17 protein-coding genes are annotated in these 18190 nt (G+C 65.1%); 10 read left to right on the forward strand and 7 right to left on the reverse strand.

Features of this window, described 5'->3' with window-relative positions:
• Positions 1–31: 31 nt before the first annotated feature.
• The 6 genes from ACNI3Q_RS13280 to ACNI3Q_RS13305 form a co-directional block, all read right to left on the reverse strand.
• Positions 32–3565 carry an autotransporter domain-containing protein gene (locus tag ACNI3Q_RS13280; protein ID WP_426277425.1) on the reverse strand — a complete coding sequence of 1178 codons (3534 nt, stop codon included), beginning with the start codon at positions 3563–3565 and terminating at the stop codon, positions 32–34.
• Positions 3566–3792: 227 nt separating this feature from the next.
• A complete protein-coding gene (gene rpsI, locus ACNI3Q_RS13285) occupies positions 3793–4317 on the reverse strand; it encodes a 30S ribosomal protein S9 (protein WP_426277427.1) in 525 nt (174 codons plus the stop codon).
• Positions 4317–4796 (reverse strand): 50S ribosomal protein L13, encoded by a 480-nt coding sequence (rplM, locus tag ACNI3Q_RS13290; protein WP_260020042.1) that lies wholly within the window; start codon positions 4794–4796, stop codon positions 4317–4319. Before rplM ends, rpsI begins: the two co-directional genes overlap by 1 nt.
• Positions 4797–4932: 136 nt before the next feature.
• On the reverse strand, positions 4933–5736 hold the full coding sequence (locus tag ACNI3Q_RS13295; RefSeq protein ID WP_426277430.1) for a hypothetical protein: 804 nt from the start codon (positions 5734–5736) through the stop codon (positions 4933–4935).
• Positions 5736–6050 (reverse strand): divalent-cation tolerance protein CutA, encoded by a 315-nt coding sequence (gene cutA / locus ACNI3Q_RS13300; RefSeq protein WP_426277431.1) that lies wholly within the window; start codon positions 6048–6050, stop codon positions 5736–5738. The genes ACNI3Q_RS13295 and cutA overlap by 1 nt, the downstream gene beginning before the upstream one ends.
• Positions 6047–7096, reverse strand: a complete 1050-nt coding sequence (locus ACNI3Q_RS13305) for a COX15/CtaA family protein (protein WP_426277432.1) — start codon at positions 7094–7096, stop codon at positions 6047–6049. The genes cutA and ACNI3Q_RS13305 overlap by 4 nt, the downstream gene beginning before the upstream one ends.
• Before the next feature lie 107 nt (positions 7097–7203).
• Between ACNI3Q_RS13305 and ACNI3Q_RS13310 the strand changes: the two genes are divergently transcribed.
• The 3 genes from ACNI3Q_RS13310 to dxs all read left to right on the forward strand — a co-directional run bounded on the left by ACNI3Q_RS13310 (position 7204) and on the right by dxs (position 10098).
• The gene (locus tag ACNI3Q_RS13310; protein ID WP_426277433.1) at positions 7204–7593 is read left to right on the forward strand and encodes a MerC domain-containing protein; all 390 of its coding nucleotides are present in this window, start codon (positions 7204–7206) and stop codon (positions 7591–7593) included.
• A gap of 38 nt (positions 7594–7631) precedes the next feature.
• The gene (locus ACNI3Q_RS13315) at positions 7632–8096 is read left to right on the forward strand and encodes a Fur family transcriptional regulator (RefSeq protein ID WP_260020038.1); all 465 of its coding nucleotides are present in this window, start codon (positions 7632–7634) and stop codon (positions 8094–8096) included.
• Positions 8097–8172: 76 nt separating this feature from the next.
• Entirely contained in the window at positions 8173–10098 is a 1926-nt protein-coding gene (gene dxs / locus ACNI3Q_RS13320; protein ID WP_426277434.1) for a 1-deoxy-D-xylulose-5-phosphate synthase, read from the forward strand.
• Positions 10099–10116: 18 nt separating this feature from the next.
• On the opposite strand, the gene ACNI3Q_RS13325 is transcribed toward dxs, so the two are convergent.
• On the reverse strand, positions 10117–10773 hold the full coding sequence (locus tag ACNI3Q_RS13325; RefSeq protein ID WP_426277435.1) for an RBBP9/YdeN family alpha/beta hydrolase: 657 nt from the start codon (positions 10771–10773) through the stop codon (positions 10117–10119).
• A 124-nt stretch (positions 10774–10897) separates the two neighbouring features.
• Between ACNI3Q_RS13325 and ACNI3Q_RS13330 the strand changes: the two genes are divergently transcribed.
• From ACNI3Q_RS13330 to proC, 7 genes are all read left to right on the forward strand, one after another.
• The gene (locus tag ACNI3Q_RS13330) at positions 10898–11665 is read left to right on the forward strand and encodes a TlyA family RNA methyltransferase (RefSeq protein WP_426277436.1); all 768 of its coding nucleotides are present in this window, start codon (positions 10898–10900) and stop codon (positions 11663–11665) included.
• A 14-nt stretch (positions 11666–11679) separates the two neighbouring features.
• Complete coding sequence (locus tag ACNI3Q_RS13335; RefSeq protein WP_426277437.1) at positions 11680–12750, forward strand: efflux RND transporter periplasmic adaptor subunit; 1071 nt, start codon at positions 11680–11682, stop codon at positions 12748–12750.
• On the forward strand, positions 12750–15851 hold the full coding sequence (locus ACNI3Q_RS13340; RefSeq protein WP_426277439.1) for an efflux RND transporter permease subunit: 3102 nt from the start codon (positions 12750–12752) through the stop codon (positions 15849–15851). The genes ACNI3Q_RS13335 and ACNI3Q_RS13340 overlap by 1 nt, the downstream gene beginning before the upstream one ends.
• Positions 15852–15879: 28 nt before the next feature.
• Positions 15880–16434, forward strand: a complete 555-nt coding sequence (locus tag ACNI3Q_RS13345) for a TspO/MBR family protein (RefSeq protein ID WP_426277441.1) — start codon at positions 15880–15882, stop codon at positions 16432–16434.
• Between the two features lie 22 nt (positions 16435–16456).
• A complete protein-coding gene (locus ACNI3Q_RS13350) occupies positions 16457–16762 on the forward strand; it encodes an accessory factor UbiK family protein (protein ID WP_260020031.1) in 306 nt (101 codons plus the stop codon).
• Between the two features lie 107 nt (positions 16763–16869).
• Entirely contained in the window at positions 16870–17373 is a 504-nt protein-coding gene (locus tag ACNI3Q_RS13355; protein ID WP_260020030.1) for a type III secretion system chaperone family protein, read from the forward strand.
• Entirely contained in the window at positions 17370–18170 is an 801-nt protein-coding gene (proC, locus tag ACNI3Q_RS13360; RefSeq protein ID WP_426277444.1) for a pyrroline-5-carboxylate reductase, read from the forward strand. Before ACNI3Q_RS13355 ends, proC begins: the two co-directional genes overlap by 4 nt.
• The last annotated feature ends 20 nt before the right edge of the window (positions 18171–18190 follow it).

Below are 18190 nucleotides of genomic sequence, written 5' to 3' on the forward strand. Positions count from 1 at the left end.
CAGCATAAAGCCGCGCCGGATCGTTGGTGGTTCAGAACCGGACGGTCAGCGACGCCCGATAGGCCTGATTGCGGACGTCCGACCGGTTGACAGTCGATTCGGCCGAGAAGGACGCGGCGATGTTGCCCGTGTCGATCACCAGGCCGCCGGCAACTTCGCCCCATTCGCGGTCGATGCCGGCCAGTGCCAGAAGGGCGCTGGGCCCGCGGCCGCCGATCAGGTTCACGCCGAACGCACCCGGCCGGTCGCCAAAGTCATAGACATACTGCGCCGAGGCAAAGGGACGGACACTGCCCGCACCCGTGGTCAGCGTGACGCCGCCGCGCGCCTGCCAGCTTTCGAACTTGCCGAGATTGTAACGCAGCGCCGGGCCGCCACCGGTTTCGAACACATCGTCGAAATCGAGGAGGTTATAGCGAAGCGCTACACGCGGCATGATCGACAGGGCCTGGCCCTCCGGCGCGACACCGCCCAGGCCCAGTTCGGCGGACACCGCCGTCGCCTGATCCTTGCTGCGCAGCGTGAAGGGCACGGCGCCCAGGGTCGCATTGCGCTGGGTGTTTGTGTCATAGGACCCGACGCTGATCACGCCATCCAGCGCAGCCAGCTTGCCAAGCCCCAGCGTGCCATAGAGCGTGCCCTGATAGAGCGCGGCATCGGCCAGCTGTGCGCCGCCGGGAATGCGGCCGTCCATGTCGGCATAGGAAACGCCGATGCCGAGCGTGCCGCCGCCCAGATCCTTTTCGATGCCGCCGGCGATGTAATAACCGTCAAAGCGGTTGCGGCCGAAATTGACCGCACCGGGCAGACCCTGGCCCGATCCTTCGACATAGCCGCCAGCCAGATAAACCGCGACATCATCGGGCAGCGCGCCCTGCTGCACGCTCATGCCGTTGCCGCTGTCGCTCTGCACCTCGGCGCCGCCCGGGTTCATCGTGGCCAGCGAGGCAAGCTGGACCGGACGGCCATACATGGCGATGCTGCCATAGGTGCCGCCGCGTGCAACCGTGCCCATCCGGTCGCGATAGAAGCGGCTGAGCGTGTCGGTCAGCACGATGCCCATATTGCCCGAAAGCTGCGCCGCGTTCGGAGCCAGCGTTTCCAGCGTGTCGCGCAGCTGCGGCGCGCCGAGCAGGTCGAGTTCGCGGTACAGCTCCGCCGAGACCGCCGTGTTGCCGCGATTGGTGTCGAGCAGGCTGGCATAGGCGCGCTGGATGGGCGAACCGGCGTTGATCACGTCGGCATAGCGGCCTGCTTCGATCTCCACCTGCACGGCGGTGGTGCCGTACAGGATCCGCGGCGTCAGGATCGCGGACAGCGGAGCGGTGGCGGCGAACCTGCCGGTGATCCCGCCCGCTGCGGTCAGGATGGTGAACACATCGCCATCCGCCGGCCGGTATCCGCCAACCGTCGAGAATCCGACCGTGCCGCCGAGATCCGCCTGGCCCGTCTGGCCGCTGCCCGCGACCAGCGCGATCCGGTCAGATACGCCGTTGGGGCCAAGGTCGATCAGCAGCTGGCTGCCCGATGTCAGGATCAGGTTGCCGCCGATGGTCAGCGTGCCGGTGGTCCCGATCGTGCCCGGCGCGATCGTGCCCATCACGCTGGTGGTAAAGGGCGCGTTGATCCGGCCGGAACCGGTCAGCAGGCCCGACAGGAACAGGTAATCGCCCTGCGACGCCAGGATGCCGTTGTTGACGATGGTGCCGGTATTCTGCCGGATTTCCATCAGGCTGGTCAGCGAGGCATTGCTGGCGATGGTCAGCTGCGACGTCGCGCCCTGTACGGTGAAGCGGTCGATGGTGACGGTCGAATTCAGCGTGACATTGCCCGTGTTGCGCAGGGTCACGTCGAAATACCGGCCGATCTGACCCGTGGTGCGGACGCCATCGACATTGTTCGGCACGAAATTGGTCGCGCCGGGCAGGCCGTTGGCGATGGTCGCGGCGGGACGCGCGGTGTCGCTGTATCCGGGCGTTGCCTGTGCCGTTTCCAGACCCGGTGCCAGATCCCCCTCGCCGACGATCTGGGTGACAGCAGGCGCATTGGTGTCCGTGGCGCGGTTCGGAATGCCGTTGCGCTCCCGACCGGTCGACAAGTCAACGCATTCATTCGTCGCCGGATTGGTCGATGTGTTAGGCGACTGGAAACAGGCCTCACCAAACTCCGGGCCGTTGCCGGAATTGGCGCCGCCCAGATTGGTGGGCACGCCATTGACCAGCTGACCATTGCTGATGATCTGGTAATTCGGGTCCAGTTCCGTGACCCAGGCGGCCGCATTTTCCCAGTTTACGTTGCCGCCGACTGCGGAGACGTAGCGATAGGGGTTGTTGGCGACGATCCAGTCCCAATAGAGGAACAGCGGCTGATAGAAGCTCTGCGTTCCATAGCTGCCGCCGGGCTGGCCGGCAAAGAAGGTCGATCCGCCCGACAGGACGCCGATCACGACCTGCTTGGAAAACGTGCGGTCGAGGATCAGCGGGCCACCCGAATCGCCGGGGCCAGTGGTGCCTTCGCGGGTCAGTGCATTGTCCCGGAAGCCGTTGAAATCGCGGGTATTGGCCGCTGGCGTCCCGCGGGCCGGATCGTCGAAATCCAGGAAATAAAGCTGCTGCGGCCGGGATATCGCGCCGGGCGATCCGAACAGGAACGTATTGCGCGAATTGAAGGAGGTGAGCGCCCCCAGCATGTTTTCGGCCGCGCGGCGGCGGAAGTTGCCATTGCTTGCCGAACCGGTCGTCCCGTTGCCGAACGCGCCATAGCCCGCGATGTTCACATGATAGCCGGTGCCGTTGACCGGATCGATCGCGCCTGGCGTCGGCAGCGGGGAAAACAGCAGCGCCCAGGTCGGGATAGCCTTGGCAGGCGTGTCCAGCACCGCGGTCGCCACGTCCGCTTCAAGGAAGCACGACGTGGGCGTCGTGCACGACGCGGCCGACAGCGAGCGCGGGTCGTAAAAGACCTGATTGATGTTGTAGAACGCCTGGGCCGTGTTCGTCTGGAACCGGCCGGCCTGGGTCGGGCCGGTACCGATCAGCCAGCGGACGAGCTCGTCCACCTGTCCGGGGGCATTGGCGCGGGTATTGGTTTCAAATCCGATGCCAACCGCGACGCCGCCCGAATTGGCGCCATAGGCAGTCGCACTGCGCGAGTTCACGCAATGCGCGGCAAAGATGACGGTGCGGGGGTTGATCAGCGAACCGGTGCACGTGCCGATAAAGCCGCCGCCCGAATCGCTGATGATCTGGCCCACGCCGGTGATGTTGGTGGGATCATAGGCCTGAACCGGCGTGAAATTGTTGTTGATGGTGATCTGCGGGGTTTCTTCCGCACCGTCCGGCACGACGTGGATCTGCTGTTGGGGCAACGGCGCCACCGAGACACGATGCGCGGATTCGATGACCAGATCAGGGCGGCTGCCGTCCGCGCCGGGTGCAATGCTGACCAGTTCGGAAGCCGGCGTCGTATCGCTGTCGCCTGCCATCGCCGGCGTGGCGATGGCGCACAGGCCCAATCCGGCCGCGGACAGCAACAAGGATGCGCGCGTGGTGCGACCAAGAATCATGCAAACCCCCATCGATACAAGTGAAACTGAAGCGTTTCACGGCATGGGTCGGAGGCTATTGCGCTTTGACACCGGGTCAATAGCGTCTTGAGAGCCTAAATCACTTGGCAAAGCGAGCGATGCACGAAGGCAACACATCGTTTCGCAGCGAGAAGATACAGCCAGCGCCGAAATAAAAAGGGCGGCCCGAAGACCGCCCTTTTCTGTCTTTTTTGGTCGAAAGCGGATCAGCGCTTCGAGAACTGGAAGCTGCGGCGGGCCTTCGCCTTGCCGTACTTCTTGCGCTCGACCGCGCGGCTGTCGCGGGTCAGGAAACCGGCACGCTTGACGGGCGTGCGCAGCGCAGGCTCGTACTTGGTCAGCGCCTGGGCAATGCCGTGCTTCACGGCACCGGCCTGACCCGACAGGCCGCCGCCCTTGACGGTGGCGATCACGTCATACTGGCCCTCACGCTCGGCAACGCCGAACGGCTGGTTGATGACGAGACGCAGCGTCGGGCGGGCGAAATAGATTTCCTGATCGCGGCCGTTGATCGTGATCTTGCCCGAGCCGGGCTTGATCCACACACGGGCAACGGCGTCCTTGCGGCGGCCGGTCGCATATGCGCGGCCATAGGCGTCGAGTTCCTGCTCACGCAGCGGCGCGGGCTCATAGGTCGGCGCCTGAACGCCCAGGTCGGTGCCCTCATCGGCCAGCGGCTGGCCCTGGACGACCGCGCCCAGATCGGAAAGGGACTGGCGATTGTCGGTCATTATGCGCCCACCTTGTTCTTGCGGTTCATGCCCGCGATATCCAGCACTTCGGGGTTCTGGGCGTCATGCGGATGCTCGCTGCCCTTGTAGATGCGCAGGTTGCGCATCTGCTGACGGCCCAGCGGGCCGCGCGGGATCATGCGCTCGATCGCCTTTTCCAGCACACGCTCCGGGAACCGGCCGTCCAGCACCTTGGCGGCGGTGATTTCCTTGATGCCGCCCGCATAGCCGGTGTGCTTGTAATACACCTTCTGCGACAGCTTCTTGCCCGTGAAACGGACCTTGTCCGCGTTGATGACGATGACGTTGTCACCGCAATCGACATGGGGGGTAAAGCTGGTCTTGTGCTTGCCGCGCAGCACATTGGCGATGATCGTCGCAGCGCGACCGACCACCAGGCCGTCGGCGTCAACGATATGCCACTTCTTTTCCACTTCCGCCGGCTTTACCGACTTGGTGGTCTTCATCAGCGCCTTCATGGGCTTGGTGACCTTATCCGGGTTGAACAGCAAGCGCCGCCCCAGTGCGGAGCGGCGCAATACGTGGCCAATGTTCAATCCGTGCCCGAAAGTCAAGCGAAAGCGCGGCTCTGCTGACGGGTATAGGAGTACCGGGTCAATTCGCCGGGGGTGGATCCACGGTGATGCGCGTGGTCGTCACCTGTGCTGCATCGCCGCTGGCCGTGCGTCGCACGCGGACCGCCGACCGGATCAGCCCGGTTGCCGGATCGATGGTACGGCGATGTTCGACGGACAGGTCGAACGCACCCTGGGGGCTGCGGCCCTGACCGGTCAGCCGGTCGTCGATCACCAGCCAGTCGTCGGCAGAGCGAAAGGCGCGGCGCGTGCCGGACAGGTCGGCGGCTGCGCTTTTCTGATCGATGGGCGTTTCGGCGACCGGGGCGGCCGGCAGATCGGGGGTAGGGATGATCGCGCCCAGCATGGAAGCGAACATGTCCAGCCGGGCAGGGGTCGGCATCGCGGCGAACCGGTCGGCCAGCGCCTTGGCGATCGGCGCGCGCTTGTCGGCATTCACGCCGCGCAGGCCGATCGCGACGATCCCGTCGGTCCACCGGTCAAAATGCCGGTCCAGGTCGTCGACCGCCGTGACCCGCCCGGCCGGATCCAAGTGCATCTGGATCGGCACGCCGACAAATCCGCTCATCCCGGCCTCGAACATCGCGCCGGGGCCGCTGGCAATGCCGCCATCGACGGCAGTGACAGTCAACACCGCGGTAAAGCCGCGTTCGGCGCGTTTGAACCGCACCGTGCGCTCCAGTCGATAGCGATCCGTCCGCCCGTCCTGTTCGCGGGTTTCATCGATCCGGTAGCGCCAGTCGCTGTCCAGCGGCGGGGAAAAGCGGTGCGCAGCCGCGGGCGCGGCGGCTTGCGCAATCACCAGGATGGCGGCGGCCAGCATCAAGCCGCGCTTTCGATCAGCCAGGCGAGCGCAGCGGGTGTGGTCGATGCCGGCCACCATTCGATGACCGGGACATCATAGGGGTGAAGCGCTTGAAGCCGGTCGATCAACCGTTCCACATCATTCGACGCCACCTTGAGGACCAGGGGCCATTCCTGCGCAGTTTCGACAGTGCCCTGCCAGCGATAGGTCGCCGTGACCGGTGCCAGGACATGAGCGCTGGCTGCAAGCCGTTCCTCCACTGCCGTCCGGGCAATGGCGGCGGCACCTTCGGCACTGTCCAGCGTCGTGTAAACCAGCGTCAGGCCAGTCACGCGGGCGTCCGGCCCAGACGATGCGCGCCCCAGGTCACGGCTATGACCAGCAGGGCGCCGACCAGCTGATGCGTCACGGCAACGTGCAGGTTCACGCCCGTCATCACCGTGGCAATGCCAAGCAGGATCTGCGTCCCGAGCAGCGCATGGATGGCAATGGATGCAGGCCGCGCGCCTGCCCGCTTTACCCGCACGGCCAGTACGATCAGCGCGATGGCGGCGACCCATGCCCACCAGCGATGGACGAAATGGATGACGAACGGGTCGTTGAACACTGCGTCCACCGCCGATCGGCCGGCGAATTCCTCAGCCGGAAAGAAGCGTCCGTTCATCAGCGGCCACTGATCGGTGACCAGGCCCGCATTCAGCCCGGCGGTATAGGCGCCGAACAACAGCTGAATGAACAGGATGCTGCCCGCAACGGCGGCCACGGGGACCAGCCGCGCCGGCCGTGCGGCAGGGGCGGTGGCGAGCAGCCGGAGATCAAGCGCAGTCCACACGGTGCCAGCCAGCAGGAACAGGGCGGTCAGCAGATGCGCGGCCAGCCGGTAATGGCTGACGTCCGTGCGGTCGGCCAGGCCAGACTGCACCATCCACCATCCCAGCGTACCCTGCAGCCCGACCAGCGCGACCAGCGCGACCAGCCGCGGCGTGTAGCCATGCGGGATGCGGCGGCGAACCGCGAACCAGATCAGCGGGAGGGCCAGCGCCAGCCCGATCACGCGGCCAAGCTGGCGATGCACCCATTCCCAGAAAAAGATGAACTGGAATTCGCCAAGCGACATCCCGCGATTGATCTGCTGATATTCCGGGGTCTGGCGATACAGGTCGAACGCTGCCTGCCAGTCCGCATCGTTCAGCGGCGGCAGCGCGCCCGACACGGGTTTCCATTCGGTGATCGACAGGCCCGATTCGGTCAGCCGGGTTATGCCACCGACGACGACGATCATGACGATCAGGATTGCGACGATTCCCAGCCACCGGGCAAGGGTTGCGGGACGTGCGGACGAGGGGATGAAGCCGGGTTGAAGCACGCCATGCGACATAGGCGACGCACCCCGCGCTGACAATGCAGCCCTTGGGCCGTGGCGTGGCAGAAACAACGTGATGATATGTTGTAACTCTGCGGATGGGCTTCTATATGCGGACCGTGATGACGACTCAGCGCCTTGTTCTTGGCTCCCTGATCCGCGGCATGCCGGGTATCGACCGGCTGGCGATCGGATTGTCGGGCCTGTGCGCCGTGCATTGCGTCGTCACGATCCTAATGGTCAGCGCGCTTGCATCTGCGGGCAGCGGGATCGTCAGCTCGCATCTGCATGAAATCGGCCTGGTTCTGGCGATCGCCTTTGGTGCGCTCGGCCTTGGGATCGGGGCGTGGACGCATGGGCGGATGCTGCCCGCGGCGACTGGCGCGTTCGGCCTTGGCATCATGGCGGGCGCGCTGAACCTGCCGCATGGCGGTGCAGAAGCGGCGGCCACCGTGCTGGGCGTCGCGATTGTCGCGCTGGGCCACGATCTCAATCGCCGCGCCCGCGGCTGATGCTTGCCGCCGGCCGCGCCGGCCATTAGGTTTAGCCCATGCACGCCCATGATCATCAGGAACGCAGTGGCGCGGCGCTCGCCAGCGCGGCGCAGGCCCAGCTGGAGGACGCTGGCGAACAATGGACGGCAATGCGTGCCAGCGTCTTTGCCGCCTTGGCCGAGTTTACCAAGCCGGCCAGCGCCTATGACATTGCCGATGCCGTTTCCAAGCGGGAAGGGCGGCGCATTGCGCCCAACAGCGTCTATCGTATCCTTGACCTGTTCGTGGGCGCCAATCTGGCGCGCCGGGTAGAAAGCCAGAATGCCTATGTCGCCAATGCCCATCCCGGCTGCCTGCACGACTGTATTTTCCTGGTCTGCGACAGTTGCGGACAGGCGACGCATCTGGATGACGACCGCATTACCGGGTCGGTGCGCAGTGCGGCCGAAAAGGCAGGATTTGCGCCGGTCCGTCCCGTGATCGAGGTGCGCGGCCGCTGCGCCGATTGCGACGAGGCGTAACCCGACGGTCTTTTTACTGGCCGCCTGTTGCATCGGAACAATCGACTTCGCGTCGGGAACACATTACACCGGGACGATGACTGACCGTCCCGCGACACCGCTGCTCGACACTGTTCCGACGCCCGAGGCCCTTCGCAAGCTGAAGCCAGCCGACCTTCGGCAGCTTGCCGACGAATTGCGCAGCGAGACGATTTCGGCGGTCGGCACGACGGGCGGCCACCTCGGTTCCGGGCTTGGCGTGGTCGAATTGACCGTCGCCATCCACTACGTCTTCAACACGCCGGACGACCGGCTGGTGTGGGACGTTGGCCATCAATGCTATCCGCACAAGATCCTGACCGGGCGGCGCGATCGCATCCGCACGCTGCGTCAGGGGGGCGGCCTGTCCGGTTTCACCAAGCGGGCGGAAAGCGAATATGACCCGTTCGGCGCGGCGCACAGCTCGACCAGCATTTCGGCAGCACTGGGCTTTGCCGTCGCCAACAAGATGGCGGGCACGCCGGGCAAGGGCATTGCCGTGATCGGCGATGGCGCGATGAGCGCCGGCATGGCCTATGAGGCGATGAACAATGCCGAACAGGCGGGCAATCGCCTGATCGTCATCCTGAACGACAATGACATGTCGATCGCCCCGCCGGTCGGCGGCCTGTCGGCCTATCTGTCGCGGATCGTGTCCAGCCGGGAGTTTCTGGGCGTGCGCGAAACGCTGAAGCGGCTGGCGCGCAAGCTGCCCGAGCCGCTGCAAAAGGCGGCGCGAAAGACCGATGAATATGCCCGCGGCCTGGCCATGGGCGGTACGTTGTTCGAGGAACTGGGCTTTTACTATGTCGGCCCGATCGACGGCCACAATCTCGACCATCTCGTCCCCGTGCTGGAAAATGTGCGCGACGCGGCGGAAGGGCCATGCCTGATCCATGTTGTGACGAAAAAGGGCAAGGGCTATGCCCCGGCCGAAAACAGCGCCGACAAATATCACGGCGTCCAGAAGTTCGACGTGATTACAGGCGCGCAGGTCAAGGCACCGCCCGGACCGCCATCCTATCAGAACGTGTTCGGCGAAACGCTGGCCAAGCTGGCCGAGACGGATACGCGCATCTGCGCCATCACTGCGGCCATGCCGGGCGGAACGGGCGTCGACAAGTTCACCAACGCGCATCCGGATCGCAGCTTCGACGTTGGCATCGCCGAACAGCACGCCGTCACTTTTGCCGCCGGGTTGGCGGCGCAGGGGATGCGCCCGTTCTGTGCGATCTATTCGACCTTCCTTCAGCGCGCCTATGACCAGGTGGTGCATGACGTCGCGATCCAGAACCTGCCGGTACGCTTTGCCATCGACCGGGCGGGGCTGGTCGGTGCGGACGGCTGCACCCATGCCGGCAGCTTTGACGTGACCTATCTCGCCTCGCTGCCCAATTTCGTGGTGATGGCTGCGGCGGATGAGGCGGAACTGGTCCACATGACCTATACCGCCGCATGCCATGACAGCGGCCCGATCGCGTTCCGTTATCCGCGCGGCAACGGCGTCGGCGTGCCGTTGCCAGAGGTGCCGCAGCGGCTGGAAATCGGCAAGGGCCGCGTGGTGCGCGAGGGCAAGAAGGTCGCGATCCTGTCGCTTGGCACGCGCTTGTCCGAGGCGCTGAAGGCGGCCGATGTGCTGGACGCCAAGGGGCTGTCGACAACCGTCGCCGATCTGCGCTTTGCCAAGCCGCTGGACGAGGAACTGATCCGCCGCCTGCTCGCCACGCACGAAGTTGCCGTGACAATTGAGGAGAATGCGATTGGCGGCCTTGGCGCGCACGTCCTGACCATGGCGAGCGATGCGGGCCTGATCGATGGCGGGCTGAAACTGCGGACGATGCGTCTGCCCGACCTGTTCCAGGATCAGGACAAGCCGGAAGTGCAGTATGACCAGGCCGGCCTGAATGCCCCGCATATCGTCGATACGGTGCTGAAGGCGCTGCGCTGGAACGAGACGGAAACAGAAGCGGGCGCGCGCGCCTGACCGTCGACTGACCCGGCTTTAACTGCTGCCTAGGCCAAATCCGCGCGGATCGCCCGCCGGATTGCGCCAGCCGGGCGGCACGCGCCGGGTGGCAGTCCGGTGGATCGACCCGTCGCTCAGCCGGGCGAGCAGCTCCTGCCCCTCCGGCCAGCTGCCAAGGCCGCTGTCGGCGTTGATATGCCCGGCGGTCCCTGCATCGTGAAACAGGCTGCCCCAATGGGTGGCCAGATGGTGCGCCCGTTCCACATCCAGCCACGGATCGTCGCGGCTGGCGACGAGGATGGAGGGGAAGGGCAGCGGCTCGATGGGAATGGGGCGGAAGGTCCGCAGGATTTGCGCATCCGCCCAGTCGACATCGGCCGGGGCCACCATCAACGCGCCGGCAACCCGCGCCAGCACCTCCGGCGCCGCCATGGTCGCCCACCAGGCGATGGCGATACAGCCGAGGCTGTGCCCGGCCAGCACCACGGGTGCGGAAGATTCGCCGATCGCCTGATCCAGCCGGGTGACCCACGGATTGCGCTGCGGCGCATTCCACAGGCCAAGGTCAACCCGGCGCACGTCCCCGCGCACCGACTCCCAGATCGTCTGCCAATGGCCCGGGCCGCTGTTATCCAGCCCGGGCACGGTCAGGATTGTCGGGCCGGTACGGTCATGCGTGTCAAAGATCGCCATCGCGGTCACTCCCTCGTCCAGCCCCCGATGATGCATGATAATCCTACTAGATTGATAGGCAATAAACTTTGCGTTGGGTGGGCCGGGGTTTGCGTTTGTCCGCCCGCCCCGCCAAAGAACCGGCATGGGAAAGACGCGGATCGATCAACTGCTCGCCGAACGGGGCCTGGCGGAAAGCCGCACGCGCGCGCAGGCGCTGGTCATGGCCGGGGTCGTTTTCGTCGGCGACCGGAAGGTAGACAAGCCCGGCCAGCAGGTCCCCGACGAAGCCGAAATCACCGTCAAGGGCCGCGATCATCCCTGGGTTTCGCGGGGCGGGATCAAGCTGGCCCATGCGCTTGACCATTTCGCCATCGACCCGATGGGCGCGGTTGCGATGGATGTCGGATCATCGACCGGCGGGTTCACCGACGTCCTGCTGACGCGCGGCGCAGCACGGGTCTATGCTGTGGACAGCGGCACGAATCAGTTGGCCTGGAAACTGCGTCAGGATCCGCGGGTGATCGTGCATGAACAGACAAGCGCACGCATCCTGACCGCCGATCATGTGCCCGAACCCGTTGACCTGATCGTCTGCGATGCCAGCTTCATTGCGCTGCACAAGGTGTTGCCTGTGCCGATGTCCTTTGCCGCCCCTGGTGCCTGGCTGGTCGCGCTGATTAAGCCGCAGTTTGAGGCGGAACGGCATGAGATCGGCAAGGGCGGGGTGGTCCGCGATCCGTCCGTTCATCGGCGTGTGTGCGATGCAACCAAATCATGGCTTGGCACGATCGGCTGGACCGTGCAGGATGCGGTGGAAAGCCCCATTACGGGGCCGGAAGGAAATGTTGAGTTTCTTATCGCGGCGCGAAACGACATTCGCGCGCTTGCGTTAGGGTCCTCTGCAGAATAGCGGCCTAGGCACCGATGCATAAGCAAATCCTGATCCTTTCGCTCGCGCTGATGGCGGCGGGCTGCGGCGGTGGTTCGCAACCGGCGGCCAAGGGGCGTGCAGCGCCGCTGGTTTCTGTGTCCCCGGTGGTTCAGGAACGATTTGTCGAACGGATCGAGGCGGTCGGCACCGCCAATGCGAATGAACAGGTCACGCTAGCCGCCCCCGTGACGGAGCGGATCGAGCGACTGGCGTTCGATGACGGCGATTTCATTCGCAAGGGCGATGTGGTTGCCGTGCTGGCCCGCGGCCAAGAAACGGCCCAGCTGGATGTTGCCAGTGCCCGCGCCGCAGAGGCCGAAAAGCAGCTTTCCCGCTTGGCCGAACTGCGCCAGCGCGGATTTGCGACGCAAAGCGCACTGGATGCTCAGACTGCGCTGGCGGCGCAGGCGCGTGCTCAGGCGGCGGAGGCGCGTGCCTCCATCGGCGACCGGGTGCTGCGTGCGCCGTTTTCCGGTTATGTATCGCTGCGCAACATCTCCGCCGGGGCGATCGTCAGTGCCGGAACCGAGGTCGCGCAGATTAGCGATCTTTCCGTGATCAAGCTCGACTTCTCGGTTCCCGAAACCATGCTGTCCGCCCTGAAACAGGGTCAGCCGATCGAGGCGCAGGCGGCCGCCTATCCCGATGAGCGGTTTCGCGGCCGGATCGACGTCATCGATGCGATCGTGAACCCCGAAACCCGTGCCGTCACCGTCCGCGCCCTCATCCCCAATCCTGACGCCCGGTTGAAACCGGGGATGCTGTTGACCGTGGTCGTGGAAGCGCAGGCACGCACAGCGCCGTCCGTGCCGGAACTTGCGGTCGTTGGCGATGGCGACGAAAACTTCGTCTTCGTCGTCGAACAGGGCAAGGCCAAGCGCGTGGCAGTGCGCACCGGTATTCGTCAGGGTGGCAAGGTGGAAATCCTGTCCGGCCTTGGTCCCGATGCGCGCGTGATTACCGAAGGGGTGGTCAAGGTTGCCGATGGGCAGCAGGTCCGTCTGAACGGTCAGGAACAGGCCGCTACCGGCATCGGCAAGCCGACGGGCGGGAGCGCCAACTGATGCAGTTGTCGGACCTGTCCGTCCGGCGACCCGTCTTTGCGGCCGTCCTGTCGATCCTGCTGACCCTGTTCGGGCTGGTCGGGTATCTCAGCCTGTCGATCCGAGAATATCCGGACACCGATCCGCCGATCGTGTCGATCGAAACCGTCTATACCGGTGCCGCCGCGTCCGTCATCGAGGCGCGGATCACCCAGCCGCTTGAGGATGCGCTGTCAGGCATCGAGGGGATTCAGACGATCACCTCGACCTCCCGCGACGGACAGTCGAGCATCTCCATCGAATTTCGTCCCAATCGAGAGGTCGATTCGGCCGCCAACGACGTGCGTGACCGCGTCGGCAGCGTGCTGGAGGACCTGCCCGAAGAGGCGCTGGCCCCGGAAGTCCGCAAGGTCGATGCCGATGCCTCGCCGATCATGTTCATGGTGGTGTCGCGGCCTGGCTGGACGCGGCTACAGCTGTCCGATTACGTCAATCGCAACCTGGTCGACCGGTTCGGCACCATCGACGGCGTTGCCCGCATCTTTGTCGGAGGCGAGGCGCGGCCTTCGATGCGCGTATGGTTGAATGCACAGAAGCTGGCCGCCTTTCAGCTGACGCCGGCGGATATCGAAAATTCGCTGCGCAGCCAGAATGTCGAACTGCCGGCCGGGCGACTGGAATCCAGTCAGCAGAATGTCACGCTGCGCGTCGACCGTGCCTTTGCCGCGCCCGACAGCTTTTCCCGCCTGATCGTCGGCCGTGGGCCGGACGGTTATCTGGTGCGGCTGGGCGATGTCGCGCGGGTCGAGGTGGGAGCCGAAAATCCCTATAGCAGCTTCCGCCTGAACGGCGGATCGGCCGTCGGCATGGGTATCGTCCGCCAGTCGGGGGCGAACACGCTGGCCGTTGCCGACGCGGCCAAGAAGCTGGCCGAGGATCTGAAGCCCGACCTGCCTCAGGGGATGACGATAACGATCGGATCGGACGATTCGCTGTTTATCGGTGAAGCGATCGAAAAGGTCTGGCACACCCTGGCGGAGGCCGCGATCCTGGTGGTTGCCGTCATCTTCCTGTTCCTGGGATCGTGGCGGGCGACGATCATCCCGGCGGTAACGGTGCCGATCTGTCTGCTGGGCGCCTTTGCCGTGCTGTGGATGGTCGGGTATTCGGTCAATCTGCTGACCCTGCTTGCAATGGTCCTGGCCATCGGTCTGGTCGTCGACGATGCCATCGTCGTCCTTGAGAACGTCTATCATCGGATCGAGGAGGGGGAATCGCCCCTGGTCGCGGCGTTCAAGGGCACGCGGCAGGTCGGGTTCGCCGTCATTTCCACCACGCTGGTCGTCTGCGCCGTGTTCGTGCCGGTCATGTTCCTGGCCGGGCAGACCGGCCTGTTGTTCCGCGAGCTTGCGGTGGCCATGATCGGCGCAATCGCCTTTTCCGGCTTCCTTGCGCTGACGCTGACGCCGATGTTGTGTTCCAAGATGCTGCGCAAGGAAAAGCGCGGCCGGGTTACCGGCTGGGTTGATCGGCAGTTTCAGCGGCTCGAAACCGGCTATTCCAACCGGCTGGATGGCGTGATTCGCAAGCCGTTGCTGACCACGATTGTCGTCGTCGCCTTTCTGGCCTTTGGCGGATTTTCATACACGCTCATCCAGTCCGAACTGGTGCCGGCCGAGGATCAGGGCGGTCTGAACGCCACGATCAACGCGCCGGAAGGCACCGGTTTCGATCAGATGGACAAATATGCGCTGGAGGCGCAGGCCAAGCTGTTGCCGCTGCTGGATCAGGGCGCGGTGCGCACCATGATCACCCGGGTGCCTGGCAGTTTCGGGGCCAGCGACGATTTCAACAGCGCCGCGTTTGTCATCTTTCTCAAGCACTGGGACGAGCGCACGGTCAGCACGCAGGACGTCGCCAATCAGGTGAACGGCATCCTGCAGACGCTGCCCGCCGTGCGCGGCAACGCTCAGGTCCGCTCTGCCCTTGGCCGCGGCCGGGGTCAGCCGCTGAACCTGGTCATTGCCGGCACCACTTATGAAGGGCTGGCCGAGGCGCGCGACCGCATCCTTGCCGCAGCATCGAACAATCCGGGCATCATCAACCTCGATTCCGATTACAAGGAAACCAAGCCGCAGCTGCGCATCGATGTGGATACCACGCGCGCAGGCGACCTTGGCGTTTCGGTGCAGGAGGTCAGCACCGCGTTGCAGACGCTGCTCGGTTCGCGCCGCGTTTCGACCTATGTCGATCGGGGCGAGGAATATTATGTGGTCGTCCAGGCGGAACCGACCAACCGGTCGACCCTGACCGATCTGGCGACCATCTATGTCCGCGCGCGGTCCGGTGCGCTGGTGCCGCTGTCCAACCTGGTCACGACGCGCGAAGTGTCAGGGCCACGCGATCTTGGCCGGTTCAACAAGCTGCGGGCGATCACCCTGTCGGGCGGTCTTGCCCCCGGCTACACGCTGGGCGAGGCGCTGACGTTCCTGGAAACCGAGGCGCGCAAGTCGCCCGAGGTGCTGGCTGTCGGCTATCGCGGCGAAAGCCAGGCGTTCAAGGAAACGGGCGGATCGATCCTGCTGGTTTTCGGCCTGACCATCGTCATCATCTATCTGTTGCTGGCGGCCCAGTTCGAAAGTTTCGTCCACCCGGCGGTGATCATCACTACTGTGCCGCTCGCGGTCGCCGGCGGCCTGATCGGCCTGTTGCTGTTCGGCAAGACGCTCAACCTCTATAGCCAGATCGGCATCGTCATGCTGGTCGGGCTGGCGGCAAAGAACGGTATTCTGATCGTCGAGTTCGCCAATCAGCTACGCGATGAAGGGATGGAGATTGTCCAGGCAATCCGCGAGGCTTCGGCCCGCCGCCTGCGCCCCATCCTGATGACGTCGATCGCGACCATCGCCGGCGCAGTGCCGCTGGTGCTGGCCGGCGGGGCGGGCAGCGCGGCACGGTCGTCCATCGGCGTGGTCATCGTTTTCGGCGTGCTGTTCGCCACAGTCATCACGCTGTTCCTGATACCGCTGCTCTATAGCCGCCTTGCCAAGCGGACCCAGTCGCCGGAGGCGGTGGGACGCGAACTGGATGCTGCGTTGGGGGCACCGCAGCCGGCCGAATAGCGGGTCAAATCGACAAAAAGGGGGGATCGTGAACGAAATCGCGTCAAAGGGGCAGTTGCGGCTATCATTCTTGCGCTGGGCCGTCGTCACGGTTCCGCTCGTCGTCCTGCTGGGGCTGGGCGCGGGCCGGCTGGTGCAATCGGGCGAGGATAATGCCTGGTACGCCGCCCTGGTGCGGCCGGACATCACGCCGCCCGGCTGGCTGTTCGGCGTTGCCTGGACAACCCTGTACATCCTGCTTGGCCTTGCCATCGCGATCGTTCTTCATGCCCGCGGGGCAAAAGGGCGAGGCGTGGCCATTACCCTGTTCGTGGTTCAGCTGGCACTGAACCTGGTCTGGTCGCCGCTGTTCTTTGGCGCGCATCAGGTCACGCTCGGCTTCTGGTTGATCGTCACGATCCTGGTGCTGGCCATTGCCACCACCTTTGCCTTTGGCCGGGTCCGCTCGCTCGCAGCCTGGCTGATGGTGCCCTATCTGCTGTGGCTCAGCTTTGCCTCGATCCTCAATTTCCAGTTCGATCAGTTGAACCCGGATGCGGAAACCCTTGTGATTTCACGCGCCTCCACCCAAGTTCCGCTTTGAAGCGATTGAGGACAACCGGCAGATGCAATCCGACAACAAGCTGATCGACGATCTCGTCAAGTTCATGAACGGCGCGGCCGGCACCATTGCAGGCATGGCGCGCGAGGGCGAATCGGCGGCGCGCGACCGGGCCCGCGAATGGATCGGCGGACTTGATTTCGTCAGCCGTGACGAATTCGACGCGGTCAAGGCGATGGCAGTTGCCGCGCGGGACGAGGCGGATGCGCTGAAGGCGCGCCTTGATGCGATCGAACAGCAGCTCGCGGGCCTTAACGCTGCGAAAACCAAGGCGGCAAAGGCGCCCCCTGCCGAACCCAAGGCCGAATAAGCTGCTTTTCCACAGCTTTTTCGAAAGTGCTGGTGGACAAGCCTTGCCCGTCGCACCGCCAACCGGCACCCCTTGCATCCGCAGGAATGCGGGGACAAGGACGGGCCATGCTTGAAGAATCCGATTTCGATCGCGACGACGCCGCCCCGATCGAGATGCTCGAGAACTATTTCTCCGCGCATGGCTGGTCGTACGAGCGCGAAGAGGACGAGATCGTCGCAAAGGTGAAGGGCAGCTGGACCGAGTTCGAGCTGCGCGCGATCTGGCGGGCCGAGGACGGCGTGATCCAGTTCCTCGCCTTTCCCGACATCCGCGTGCCGGACGAGCGTCGGCCCGTGCTGTACGAGGCGATAGGGCTGGTCAACGAACAGCTGTGGATCGGCCATTTCGAACTCTGGTCCTCGTCCGGCATCCTGCTGTATCGCCATGCCGCGATGATCGATGCGGGCGATGGCGGCACGCTGTCGCTGGCGCAGGCCGAATTGCTGGTCGAAAGCGCGATCGACGAGTGCGAACGGTTTTACCCGGTGTTCCAGTTTGTCCTTTGGGGTGGCAAGACCCCGCGTGAGGCGATTGCAGCGTCGATGATCGAGACTCAGGGCGAGGCGTGACGCTGCGCACCATCGGTCTGGTCGGATGCGGCGCTATGGCCGGCGCGATGCTGGCCCGCTGGATCGCCTCTGAAACCATTGCCGCCCGGGACGTGTTCGTCGTCAACACCGCCGACCGCGCGCTTCCCGATGGCGTGGCACAGGGCAGGGCGTTTCCGGCGGACGCGCAATTCGATGCGGTGATGATCGGGGTCAAGCCCCAGCAGCTGGGCGAGGCGATTGCCGCGCATGGCGAGATGCTGGCCGCTGCGCCGCTGCTGCTTTCCATCCTGGCCGGGACCAGAGAGGCCGACCTGATCGCCGCAACCGGCGCGGGTTCCGTGGTCCGCGCGATGCCGAACCTGCCCGTTGCGATCGGCCGGGGCGTCGTGTCGCTCTGCGGTGCCAGCGCCAGCGCGGATCATCGGTCCTCCGTCACGCTGTTGATGGCGCCGCTCGGGCTGGTCGAATGGGTCGATGAACCGCTGTTCGATGCCGCTACCGCGCTGGCGGGCAGCGGCCCGGCCTTTGTCTATCGCTTCATCGACGCGCTGTCGGCCGGCGGAGCGGCGCTTGGGCTGGATCCGGCGCAGGCGCTTCGCATGGCGTTGGCCACGGTGGCCGGCGCCGCGCGGCTGGCCGAGGATGCGCGGGAACAGCCCGGCGTCCTGGCCGACCGGGTGGCCAGCAAGGGCGGGTCGACGCGTGCCGGCCTTAACGTGCTGGATGAGGACGCGGCGCTGGCCCGGTTGGTCGAAGAGACGCTGGCCGCCGCCGAACGGCGCAATCGCGAATTGGCGGCACTCAACACCCGCTGACCCCTTCTGCCGTCCGGGAA

It is taken from the genome of Sphingomonas eleionomae (assembly GCF_049889035.1).
In the GTDB taxonomy this organism is placed as follows: domain Bacteria; phylum Pseudomonadota; class Alphaproteobacteria; order Sphingomonadales; family Sphingomonadaceae; genus Sphingomonas.